The organism is Patescibacteria group bacterium, from assembly GCA_041650895.1.
In the GTDB taxonomy this organism is placed as follows: Bacteria; Patescibacteriota; Patescibacteriia; order 2-01-FULL-39-33; family 2-01-FULL-39-33; genus CAISTG01.
Window position 1 is genome coordinate 862,291 of the sequence record JBAZKF010000001.1, and the last position, 11,850, is coordinate 874,140.

14 protein-coding genes and 1 tRNA gene are annotated in these 11,850 nt (G+C 42.6%); 13 read left to right on the top strand and 2 right to left on the bottom strand.

Going from position 1 to position 11,850, the window contains the following annotated elements; genetic code table 11:
- Positions 1-215 precede the first annotated feature (215 nt).
- The 4 genes from WC473_04305 (at position 216) to typA (ending at position 5,262) form a co-directional block, all read left to right on the top strand.
- The gene (locus WC473_04305; protein ID MFA5125012.1) at positions 216-1,478 is read left to right on the top strand and encodes a serine hydrolase; all 1,263 of its coding nucleotides are present in this window, start codon (positions 216-218) and stop codon (positions 1,476-1,478) included.
- A 47-nt stretch (positions 1,479-1,525) separates the two neighbouring features.
- Positions 1,526-1,879: a hypothetical protein gene (locus WC473_04310; protein ID MFA5125013.1), complete on the top strand. Its 354-nt coding sequence runs from the start codon at positions 1,526-1,528 to the stop codon at positions 1,877-1,879.
- A 257-nt stretch (positions 1,880-2,136) separates the two neighbouring features.
- Positions 2,137-3,330 (top strand): hypothetical protein, encoded by a 1,194-nt coding sequence (locus WC473_04315; GenBank protein ID MFA5125014.1) that lies wholly within the window; start codon positions 2,137-2,139, stop codon positions 3,328-3,330.
- A 147-nt stretch (positions 3,331-3,477) separates the two neighbouring features.
- Complete coding sequence (typA, locus tag WC473_04320) at positions 3,478-5,262, top strand: translational GTPase TypA (GenBank protein MFA5125015.1); 1,785 nt, start codon at positions 3,478-3,480, stop codon at positions 5,260-5,262.
- 140 nt (positions 5,263-5,402) lie between these two features.
- Here typA and WC473_04325 read toward each other — a convergent pair whose 3' ends face one another.
- Both WC473_04325 and WC473_04330 read right to left on the bottom strand, forming a co-directional pair.
- Entirely contained in the window at positions 5,403-5,732 is a 330-nt protein-coding gene (locus tag WC473_04325; protein MFA5125016.1) for a hypothetical protein, read from the bottom strand.
- A gap of 11 nt (positions 5,733-5,743) precedes the next feature.
- Positions 5,744-6,211: a hypothetical protein gene (locus WC473_04330; protein MFA5125017.1), complete on the bottom strand. Its 468-nt coding sequence runs from the start codon at positions 6,209-6,211 to the stop codon at positions 5,744-5,746.
- Positions 6,212-6,483: 272 nt separating this feature from the next.
- On the opposite strand from WC473_04330, the gene WC473_04335 reads away from it, so the two are divergent.
- The 9 genes from WC473_04335 to WC473_04375 all read left to right on the top strand — a co-directional run bounded on the left by WC473_04335 (position 6,484) and on the right by WC473_04375 (position 11,850).
- Complete coding sequence (locus WC473_04335) at positions 6,484-6,765, top strand: HU family DNA-binding protein (protein MFA5125018.1); 282 nt, start codon at positions 6,484-6,486, stop codon at positions 6,763-6,765.
- Between the two features lie 75 nt (positions 6,766-6,840).
- Positions 6,841-8,193 carry a hypothetical protein gene (locus WC473_04340; protein MFA5125019.1) on the top strand — a complete coding sequence of 451 codons (1,353 nt, stop codon included), beginning with the start codon at positions 6,841-6,843 and terminating at the stop codon, positions 8,191-8,193.
- 103 nt (positions 8,194-8,296) lie between these two features.
- Complete coding sequence (locus WC473_04345) at positions 8,297-8,752, top strand: RNA methyltransferase (GenBank protein ID MFA5125020.1); 456 nt, start codon at positions 8,297-8,299, stop codon at positions 8,750-8,752.
- Positions 8,753-8,756: 4 nt separating this feature from the next.
- Entirely contained in the window at positions 8,757-8,981 is a 225-nt protein-coding gene (locus WC473_04350; protein ID MFA5125021.1) for a hypothetical protein, read from the top strand.
- Between the two features lie 45 nt (positions 8,982-9,026).
- A tRNA-Pro gene (locus WC473_04355) sits at positions 9,027-9,099 on the top strand.
- Between the two features lie 240 nt (positions 9,100-9,339).
- Complete coding sequence (locus tag WC473_04360) at positions 9,340-10,092, top strand: hypothetical protein (GenBank protein MFA5125022.1); 753 nt, start codon at positions 9,340-9,342, stop codon at positions 10,090-10,092.
- 89 nt (positions 10,093-10,181) lie between these two features.
- Positions 10,182-10,601, top strand: coding sequence for a response regulator (locus WC473_04365; GenBank protein ID MFA5125023.1), 420 nt, complete (start codon positions 10,182-10,184; stop codon positions 10,599-10,601).
- A gap of 31 nt (positions 10,602-10,632) precedes the next feature.
- Positions 10,633-11,016: a response regulator gene (locus WC473_04370; GenBank protein ID MFA5125024.1), complete on the top strand. Its 384-nt coding sequence runs from the start codon at positions 10,633-10,635 to the stop codon at positions 11,014-11,016.
- Between the two features lie 12 nt (positions 11,017-11,028).
- On the top strand, positions 11,029-11,850 hold the full coding sequence (locus WC473_04375; GenBank protein MFA5125025.1) for a hypothetical protein: 822 nt from the start codon (positions 11,029-11,031) through the stop codon (positions 11,848-11,850).

Genomic DNA, 11,850 nt, shown 5'->3' on the forward strand with positions numbered 1-11,850 from the left:
ATTAGATTTATCAGTATTTAGAATAGCGCCAGATTTTTGGCGTTGTTTTTTTACAATAGAATGACTGATTATGCAACCTAAACCGCTCTGACAGTCTGACTAATAGAGTGAGGACATTGGATAGAGCTTTTAAACCCCGATTAAAGCGTTTTTTAAGTTATTAAAAGCGAAGTTTGCTCGACCGGGGTGATTGTGATAAAATAAGATTATCATATATGAAAAAAATCATCTCACATATTTTATTTTTTGTCTTGACGGCGGCAATTATTATGCCGTCTGGAGTTTTGGCTGCCACCAAGAAGCCAGTTGTGACGTATAAGGGTTACAGTATGGCGCAGTTGTCTGGACGTTTGGTTTTGCAAGCCAACACCGATAATCGTTTTTGGTATGTCGCCTCGGACGGCAAATCACGTTATATCGTGGAAAACGATGTGGAGATGTATGAGCTTATCGCCCAAGTCGGAGTCGGTATCGCTCAAGCCGACATCGCAAAATTCACCGTCCAGAAAAAGCTTTCCGCCTCTTTTCTTAAAAAATATTCCGGCAAATTCGTATTTTTAGACAACCAAAGATCACAGATTTATTACATTAATCCGAGTAATGGTTATGCTTACCGCGTCGCTACTTTCAATAAGGTTTTTGACGCTTCCAAAACTATCGGTTTAAGGGCTACCGACGCCAGTCTGCGTCAGGTGCCGATGAATGATTATCAATTCACTTATGATCCGCTTTATAACGATATTGCTTATGTCAGTTATAATGGCAAGAAGTACGAAGATAATTATCACAGTCAAACCATCCTGCCCCTAGCGTCACTGTCAAAAGTCATGACCGCGTTGGTATTAAAAGATCAAAATATTAATTGGAATAAGATCGTTGAGATTACACCGGAAGAAATACGCTATCCCTGTACCCTGCAACCCTGCGGTTCCACCAGCGAGGTTAATTTGAAAGTCGGCGATAAGATTAGAATGATGGATTTATGGATTTCCATGCTGACTGCCTCCTCCAACCAATCGGCGGTGATTTTGGCGGACAATAGCGGTTTAACGCGGAAAGAATTTATTAAGAAAATGAACGACAAAGCTAAGGAGTTAGGACTTGTCAAAACTCACTTTGAAGAGATGTCCGGCTTGTCGGCTGATAATATTTCCACAGCCGAAGAGTTTGCGGTCATTGCTAAGGTCGCTTTTGACAATGAACTCATATCTTCGGCTACCCGATTTACCGATTATACTTTTACCGTGGAGCAAGCTGACGGTTCATTGCGAAATGTCGGAGTATCAAATCGCAATTATTCTCTATTGGCATTTGATGTGGCGGCCTCCAAAACCGGTTATTTGGTGGAAGCACAACGCAATGCCGCTATTGCCAAGGACGGCAGGGTGATTGTAGTGTTACATGCTGCGTCTTTGTCACAGAGGAATAATGTAGTGGCCAAGATATTGTCTGCCGGTTGGTTGGCCACGGCTCAGTAATTTTCTTGTAGCCTTAGATTAATTATTAATTTTTCATTTATTTTATTATGTCCAACTTGCAGGAAGTGTTCAGTCGTATCAGAGAAACCAAGAAAGAACAAAAGAAGCTCAAAGAAATTTATCGCGACGCCTTAATTAATTTGCCGGAATATAAAAAAATCACAGATGAACTGAAGGAATTAAGGGATCGGAAAAAAAAGATTGAAAATGACGTCCGGGAGCAATTGTCCTCCGAATTGACTAAAATAGATGACTTAAAAATAGATTTGGAATCGGATTATACTGTTTTGTCGGATATCGCCTTAAATCAATTAGTCAAAGGCGAGACCGTCAAAGTTAAGGATGAATATGAGATTGAATATGAACCGATTTTTACGGTTAAATTCAAAAAAATGGCTTAGTATGCAGTATGCTTCCGGCGTGGCGTCAAGCCATTGACACTATGCCGGTTTTTTGATAAGCTGAAGTGAAATATCGTCTCCATAATTGAGGCGAAAAAGTTCGTTACAATCTGTGTTTAAGCCGGAAAACTTAGCTAATGTGAGGTTAGGCGGTTTCGGTTAATTCGGCGGATCGGTTGGCATCAGGCCAATCCATCGCGTCACCCACTCCGATTTTGGCTTAAATCGGGGTCGGTAACCAATAGGAGGATCAAACCATGATCCAGAAGAAGATAGCAGAAGCCCAGGTTCCCAATTACGCCCCCATACCGTACGGAGGAATAAAGATTTTTCTTTATACTATCTTTGTTGGTTTTGTGCTTTTCATGGCGTTTGTGATGTTCGGACAGTTACATCCCGCCGTCAGTATTGGGTGGAAGCTATGCTCCAGCATAAGCGTAGTCGTTGTAAGTTTATTTCTCTTCGGCCCGTCGCTTAATTTTCTGAAAGAATATTATCAGCGCAATATCCGCGGATACATTTTGATTATTATACGAAACCAAGGTCTAACGGATGAAAATTTCTATTTAATCACTGAAATATCTCGTGCTTTTAAGAAAATAGATATCGCAAAAGATTACTATATCGTCTTGCGTTTGGGCGGTTGGTTCGGTCAATGGCGAAGTGGGAGTTATTGTCGAACTTTTTTTTGTTCTGATGATGGCCGCATAGGAGATCCTTTTGTTAGTTTTGGGTTGGTCCATTTATTTTTCCGTTATGTGGACAAAGTTAAATCATCCATAAACGCGCCGGAGGACTGGCTGATAGAAATACGTGACTACGAAGGTAATCGGATTATCTGTGATTGGCGCAAGGCCTTCGTTTTGCTTAGAGAGATAAGATTTTCGCCAAAGGAATTTGAGAGCGGCCAAAGCCATCATATTCTTTTTAATGTTTTGACTAATTTTATTTCGCGTAGTATTTGGTTGACTTCCGCCGAATCGGCAAAGAAACGGTTGACTGATAATGCTGCATCGCAGCAAAAAGATTTTTTAGAGTTGCTTTTTGATTGTACCGACGGCATTAATGAGAGCAAGCGTTTCATTCAATCCAAAGAGGCGCAGAGGCTAAGACTGTCGCTGGTAAAGAAATGGCTGCCGCGAATAACGTCCTGGTTGCCCGATTGGGATCCGCGCCGGCAAGAACTGGAAAAAATATTTAAGTGTTCCGGTGAAACTAGCCGGTTGCAATCAGAAACAAAGCCGGCTGAAAAGGATGATCCGGCTGAGGCGGAAGAGTGTTGCTCCGGCTGTACTTTGTGCGGAACCTCCTGTCTGCCAGCGATACCAACTCCGGCACCGACAGAGTCTAATGCCACGACTCCTTTCTGTGCTACTTTCCGTTATTGCCAGTATTGTGGCGAATGCATACCAGCTGCTTTGGATTCTTGCCCTGTTTGTTCGGGAAAATAACAACCTCAGGTGTTGCCGGCAGTCGGTATTCCACCCTTGGAATAGTTGAAATTTTAGCTCATTTTACGGCACTGCCTTATCGGCGGTGCCTTTTATTTTGGCAGAATCCTTGACTTTTGTTAAATTTTACTGTATAATAAAGCAATTATGGAAATCAGAAATATCGCAATCATCGCTCACGTTGATCATGGCAAAACCGCTTTGACCGACAAATTACTCAAGCAGACCGGCATGGTGTCTGAGGATTTTTCTATGGATCAAAACGCCCTGGAAAAAGAACGCGGCATCACAATTTATTCCAAAAACGGTTCGTTGTTTTACAAAGACACTAAGATTAATATCGTGGATACTCCGGGTCATGCCGATTTCGGTTCTGAAGTGGAGCGGGTTCTACGCTCCATTGATTCGGTTATTTTGGTGGTGGACGCGCAGGAAGGACCCATGCCTCAAACCAGATTCGTCTTGAAGAAATCATTGGAATTGGGCATTAAGCCGATCGTCGTCATTAACAAAATTGATAAGCCGGCAGCTCGGCCGGATATTGTTCAGGAAGAAGTATTTGAATTATTTTTGGATTTAGGCGCGACTGATGAGCAATTGGAGTTTCCGGTGGTTTATGCCATTGCTCGTGAAGGGTTTGCCAAAATTAATTTGGATGATCTTAATCATGATTTGACTCCGCTTTTGGAAACTATTATCGCTAAAGTAGCGCCGGCTAAAAATGACACGGCTAGCCCGTTGCGCGCCCAGCCCTTTAACTTGGCTTATGACGATTATCTGGGCCGTTTGGCCATTGCTCGAATTTATGAGGGCACGATTAAAAATGGTGATAATATAGTAGTCAAGAAGCCTGATGGCACGGTGATGGACGGGAAAATCACCAAACTGTTCACTTTTCGCGGTTTGAATCGTGAGGAAGCGGTCGAGGCTGAGGCGGGCGACATTGTTATGATCGCCGGCTTGCCTGATATTTATATTGGCGATACGATTTGCCGGGATGCCGGTCAAGAGAGCTTGCCGGCTATTAGTATTGACGAGCCGACTATCGCTTTGAATTTCTTGGTCAACAGCTCGCCGTTTGCCGGCCGGGAAGGAAAATATGTCACTAACAAACAAATTAAGGAGAGATTGCAGAAGGAATTGGAAGTCAATGTCGGTTTGAAAATTGATTTTTCTTCTTCTGAATATTTTAAGGTTTTCGGTCGCGGAGAATTGCATATTGCTATTCTGCTTGAGAACATGCGCCGTGAAGGTTATGAACTGTCAGTTTCCCAGCCCCAGGTTATCATCAAAGACGTCGTCGGAGTAAGATCCGAGCCGTTTGAAGAAGTGACCATTGATATACCAACCGATTATTCCGGTTCGGTGATTGAAAAAATGTCCAAGCGCAAGGGCTTGATTAAAGATATGAAAACCGAAGGCTCGCTGACCAGGATTATTTTTGAAACTCCTACTCGCGGACTTTTGGGTTATCGGGGAGAGTTCACTGTAGATACGCGCGGTGAAGGAATTTTATGTTCCCGTTTTGTCGGCTTTAAGCCGTATGCCGGTGAAGTAGAAAAACGCGATGTCGGCAGTATGATTTCCATGGTCACCGGTAAGACCGCCAGTTATGCCTTGGCTAATTTGGAAAATCGCGGCTTATTGTATGTCGGTGGCAGTGTGGAGGTTTACGAAGGCCAAGTTATCGGTAACGTAACCAAAGGCAATGATTTGACGGTTAATCCTATCAAAGGTAAGAATTTGACCAATATGCGGTCTTCCGGCGCCGATGAAGCTATTAAACTGACCCCGCCCTGGGAACTGTCTCTGGAACGAGGATTGGAAGTTATGGCCGAAGATGAATATTTGGAAATTACGCCGTCTAATATTAGATTGCGCAAACAGATGTTGTTAGAAGTGGAACGTGTTCGCCAGGCCAGAAAAAATTAGAAAGACAATTTTGGTTGAATAATTATCAGATTATTATATAAAAGATTAAAACCCCTTCGGCCAGTCGAAGGGGTTTTATAATTCAAAGTGCTAAGCGGTCGCTAAGTGGTCAAGGTGATAGAACTGGGTGCTTCGTTTTTCTAATCAATCAATTTCTTGATTCCTTCCATATCAACCCAAAACAACCGATAGCATCTAATCTCGAATATTACGCAATTGAATGATTGTATTAAAGCGCAAATAATGATCAGCATGGGTAGAACAACACTCGCGCAACCAATCAGAGTCAACCATTGAAATTTTAAAGCGGCGACAACTCCCATAATAACAAATAGTAGGCCTATCAAAAACGCTATAATCACGCCAACCAGTAAAATCACGCCTTGCCAGCGCTTAGCCCTGATCTTTTTTTTGAACAGTGATTTTGCCGTTTCGGCCTGTTTCAGTAGGGCTTCTTTATCTTTTATCATTATTCTTCTCCTTATACCCAGTGAGCTTGGCCGTTTGTAATCAATTCTTCTAATTCTACCGGTGATAAGCCGTAACTGCCTTCCTCATTTTCCCACCAAAGACTGTCTTCAAACGACATTAGTTCGTATATCCCGGGTGTCAGCCCGACCGTTTTTTCTGGGGGAGAAATTTTCATGTTATACAGCACCGCCGGACTAAGTAATTCGATTTTTCTCTTGATTATTGGCCAGGGAGGCGAATGTACCAGATCTGACAGATCAGCATTGTCATCTATCCCCGGATAATACCAACCGCTGTAGATTCCTTGGCGGCTGAGCCAGCTTTCAAGGAATAGCAAGCCGATAGTCATGGCAATGAAAACGATTAATGGCGGTATGATCTCCAGCCGGCCCGTGGCCAAGGAGCAGATTAATACGGATACTAGAATTAGAAGCAGGCCCAACTCAAAGATGACCGTGGCAGAAACCTTGATTTTCATGGTTATCCCTCCAATCGTTGATTTTAAGGTTCTTTTTGCTTATTTTAAGCTTATTTTGTTGATAATTTATTGTATCATATTTCTAAAGAAAGTCAAGGTGTCCAGTTTAACTTTAGATTGGCACTTATTTTTATTTGTTATTTAAATGGCAACCATTGACATTTTATTGGCTTTTTTTAAGGTTTTGCGTTATAATTCAGACATGTGGATAAATCCGGCGCCAAGTCGCCGCGACCGCACTTAAATAATTAAACAACTAATAACAAAGATTTATGGCTAAGATGACCAAATCTCAAATCATCGCCGCTTTGGCTGATGCCACAGAGCTGTCCAAGAAGCAGGTCGTGGATTTAATGGACAAGATAGTGTCCATGGCTTACAGTGAAGTAAAGAAGAGCGGTGAATTCGTTGTTCCCGGCATTGGCAAGCTGGTCAAAGTCCAGCGCAAAGCCCGAGAAGGCCGCAATCCGGCTACCGGCGAATCCATTAAGATTCCAGCTAAGACTGTCGTAAAATTCCGCGTGGCAAAAGCTGCTAAGGAAGCTGTTCTGTAATTTCAGTTTAGTTAAATTATCATTAAACCCCGCTTGGCTCGCCAACGGGGTTTTTGGTATGCTATAATATAGTATATGCCGACTAAAAAAATAAAAACTCTGCCTCGCAAGGCTTGGGTGGTGACGGTGGATATGGGTTACGGTCATCAACGCGCCGCTTATCCGTTCAAGGATATTGCCCAAGGCGGTATAATTTCCGCCAACACCTACCCCGGAATTCCGGATAAAGATAAATATATCTGGAATAATAGCCGGGTATTCTATGAATTCGTTTCCCGCTTTAAAATGGTGCCGATAATCGGGGAAGCGGTGTTTGATTTGTATGACCGGTTGCAAGAGATCCCCAGTTTTTATCCGCGTCGCGATTTGTCCAAATCCACCGTCCAATTGAAAGAGATTTATAAGTTTTTTAAGGAAGGCGAATGGGGCAAACATTTGATTAAAAAGTTATCGCGCAAGCCCCTGCCGTTTGTAACGACTTTTTTCGCCACCGCTATGATGGCGGAATATTTTGATTATCCGGCGGAAATTTATTGCATTTTATGCGATGCCGATATTTCTCGCGCTTGGGTTCCGCCTGAGCCGAGCAAAAGCCGAATTATTTATTTTGCTTCCAATCGCCGTGTGGCCGATCGTTTATTATTGTACGGCGTCAAGCCGGAGCGGGTGATTTTCACCGGTTTCCCGTTGCCTGAAGAAAATGTGGGCAAAAGTTTAAGTATCTTGCGCAAGGATTTGGGTCGGCGTCTGCCGATTTTGGATCCGCAAAAAGTTTATATCAATCAATACAAGAAAGTCTTGGTGGCACAGTTGGGTCGCCACAACCTAAAAACCAAAGCTACCCGTCCACTGACTATCACTTTTGCCGTCGGCGGCGCTGGCGCGCAACGCGAGTTGGGCATTGCCATCGTGGAAGGTTTGCGCGAACAGATTTTGGACGGTCAGGTGCGAGTCAATTTAGTGGCCGGCGTCAATCAGGATGTAGCCAAGTTTTTCCGCGATTCTTGCAAACAATTAAAACTTTGCCGGGAATTCGATCGATCAATCCATATTTTGTATGAACCGGGAAAGATGGAATATTTCAAGAAGTTTAATGAATTGTTAAGAGAGACGGATATCTTATGGACTAAACCGTCGGAATTGTGCTTTTACTGCGCCTTGGGCCTGCCGATTGTTATGGCGCCGCCCATCGGCAGCCAGGAAAAGTTTAATCGCAAATGGCTGACATTAATCAATGCCGGTATTGATCAGGATGATCCTCGATATACGGGCGAGTGGCTCAAGGATTGGTTGAATTCCGGTTGGCTGGCTGAGGCGGCGATGCAAGGATTCATTGAAGCGCCTAAATATGGCACCTACAATATTAAGAAAATAATCTTCCATCGCGAGAAAGAATTCAAGAAAGTCAAGACAGTATTACAATACTAGAACCAATTACAAATCAATAATTGCTAATTATAATATTCAGTTGTATCTTTGTTTCGTAATTCGTAATTTGAAATTCGTAATCTTATGAGTGATTATTGATAATATGGAAAAGCAAATACATGTTGTTCTAGACAATATTCGCAGTTTGTATAATGTCGGGTCAATTTTTCGTACCGCGGATGCTTTGGGGGTATCAAAGGTTTGGCTAGGCGGCATTACCGGCACTCCCGAACAAAAAGGAGTGAAGAAGGTTGCTCTGGGGGCGGAAGAAGCAGTACCTTGGGAACATATTAAACAGCCTTGGCGTGCAGTTGAAAAACTTAGACGCCAAGGTTTTAAAATCGTGGCTCTGGAATTGACAAAAGACAGCCAGAATGTTAAGGTATTCAAGCCAAAGTTCCCCTTGGCTTTGATTGTAGGCAATGAGGTTGCGGGCGTTTCGCCGGCATTACTGAGTCGTTGCGACGCTGTAGTGCATATCCCGATGCGGGGAGTAAAAGAATCATTAAATGTTTCTGTGGCTTTCGGTATTGCGACGCATGAAATTATAAGCAAATAAACTTATGGAGATTAAAATTATCGATGGCGCCAATATGGATATTGATCTGGTCTCCGGGGATGAAGCGTCTTGGCAACAAATGAGGTGTCCATGGAATGAAGCGGAAGGAGTAAAGAGCCATAGGTGCGCGGTGAAGAATATTTCCATTTGTGATTATTTTTGCGGCATAGAATATTTGGATAATGTTAAGTGTTGTTATCCGGATAAGAATGAATTAGTGGATAATTAAGTGAAACAACCATAGTTTAAAATTAATAATTAGTAATTTAATATTCGGGGTATAGCGCAGTTGGTAGCGCGCGCCGTTCGGGACGGCGAGGTCGTGGGTTCAAGTCCCGCTACCCCGATAAATAAAAAAACCGCCTTAAGCGGTTTTCTTATTTAATGAGGCGGGACTTGAACAGGTCAGAAGTGAGACAAGCGCGAGAGCGCGCAGTCGAACGTCGCCAACCTGCCAGTGACAGGTTGGCGCTGACCCTGGACGAGCTGAGCGAGAGCGAAGCGAGATGATATTTCCCGCTACCCCGACATAATGAAACATCTCATTTTTTTCATTTTTTCGCACCTTACAAATAGGAGAGCGCAACATGCGTTGGCAAAAGAAACAGGCTCAGGTTGAAGGGCTAGTTTATGACGCGTTGGCAGAATTATCTGAATGTTTGTCCATTGAATTAAGCTGTTACCCCGAGGTTTGGTGGATCGGTAAAACCGTCAAGTTTAATGATCTTGGTTTGCCTAAATCATTAAAAGACGAATTTGAAATAAGGTTGGCTGGCGGTTTGAGTTATTATTTGGTAAAGCAACAGATAATAATCATTGGTAGTAAATCAACCAGACATTCCATTTTAGAGGAATCGTCACACGCTTTTAATTTTTTGTCTTCCGGTGTCTCTTATAAAGTAGCCAATAAGAGAAGAAATGTTAAGGATTATATGGCACTGGGGATGCTGGTTGAGTTGATGGGGATGTTAGGTGCCAGATTGCTCGGCAGTGATTGGGAAAATCCCTATGAAGATTTCCCCGATCTGATGCTATTTGATGATAAATCGAGAGATAATATTCGACGGGTGTTGCTTGAAGCTTTAGGTGAAAATATTGATTTTGAAGAGTTTTTTATCCACCAGCAGGATTATGGCTTAGCCGATAGGATTTATGCCAAATATCTAAGCGGTGAAGTCGGCTTGGCTTGGATTAGAAAGCTGTTCCTTGATGATTTTAGCGGGCCGGATGGAGCGATAAACGCCTATACCAGATTAAGGAATAGATTTTGGCCCAAAGAATCTAGCAAGTTGCAATTGAGCGACTTGCTTTTAATTTTATTAAATTGTCCGGCCAATTAGGTAGACATTTGGTGCATATTAATTTTGCTTGTGGTATAATATTATGGTATACTATATTTAACTAACTTGGAGGGTAATTTAACTAAATTATGTTGAAGAATATTCTTGGCTTTGCAAGGAAGAGTCAATCCAAAAGTCAGACCAAAAAAATTTTAGTCGTAGAAGATGATTCTTTGTTGTCTAAGGTGCTGGCGGAAACCCTGAAAAAAGAGGGTTTTGAAGTTATGGTGGTTGATAACGGCAATGACGCCGTTACTATGATCAGGAAGTTTTTGCCTCAATTGATTCTATTGGATCTGGTTATTCCTGGCATTGACGGTTTTGCAGTGCTTAAAGAGTTGAAGGCTGACGACAAATTAAGGAGTATCCCCGTAGTTATTTTGTCCAATCTTGACGAGATTGGCGATGTTAAATCAGTTAAAGCGCTGGGTGCCGATGATTATTTCATAAAAGCCAATACGGAAATGAAGAAGATCGTTGATTATGCCAAAAGAGCATTAAAGGCTTAATTGAATTAAAAGATTAATACGAAATATCGTTATGGCGAAGGAAGGAACAAAGATAATTTTGATGGTTGAAGACGATGAAGTCCTGCTGAGGGCGCTGTATTTGGTTTTTCACGAAGGCGGTTTTACTATTGCCACCGCCACCGATGGCGAAACGGCCCTGCGCATGGCCGAAAGGACAAAACCAGACATTATCTTGCTGGATTTACTGTTGCCCAAGATGAACGGTTTTGAGTTTCTTAAGAATATTAAGGCCAATGCAAATTTACGGTCTATACCGGTAGTGGTTTTGTCTAATTTGGGTGATGATGACAATGTCAAGAAAGCTAAGGATTTGGGCGCTGTAGATTATTTTATCAAGGCCGATACTGATTTATCCGTCCTGAATGATAAAGTCAAGAAAATTTTAAACACTTAAAAATAACAATAGATGAAGAACAAATGGTTAAATCTCGTGCTGCTTTTAACCAATCGCATCTATAATCGCAAACAACTCATCGTAGGGCAAACTGGTTTGGAGGCAGTTTATAACATTTTCCTACTTTTTCTCTGGGAGATATTTTTAGCCGTGGTCTCTTTTCCTCTTTACCTGACTCTGAAATCGCGCGAGGTCACAGCTTATTTTGCTGACCGGGGGTCGTATGCCCAGGTGAATTTTGACTATAATTTGCGTCGCATTTTGACTGTTACCGGTGTCGGCGCTATCGCCCTGGTTTGGCTGATAAAACTATTGATTATTGTTTTAACTCCGACTATTTTCGGCCCTTTGCAGCTTTACTCTGTGGGTGATTTACAGCCGGCCGATATTACGCAAAAAGATTTGGTGGCAACTGACACTGGCATTCAGACGGCTCGCGTAGTGAGCACCATAGCCAGACCGGAGTTGCAGCAAGTCAAAAAAATTCGAGGGGGCAATTACGTCTTTTCGGGCATCGGACAACCGCTGACTACGGTTGTTTTATTATTGTCGGACAAACAGACTGCCGTGTATACGGCCGACGCTGATAGCCAAGGCAAATGGCAGATAGAACAGTTACAGAGTAACTTTCGTTTAAGCGAGGGCAATCATTCGGTGTTGGTTTTTAATTACGACAAACAACAGGGGATAAGGAGCGAGACCGCGCCAACTCAATATTTTAAAGTGGCTACGAACTGGTTTGATTTAGCCGCTAAGAACGTTGATTCCTTGGCTAATTGGTCGGTGGTCATTATTATCCTGTTAGGAATTTTCTTAACCATTCTAACCCTTTAG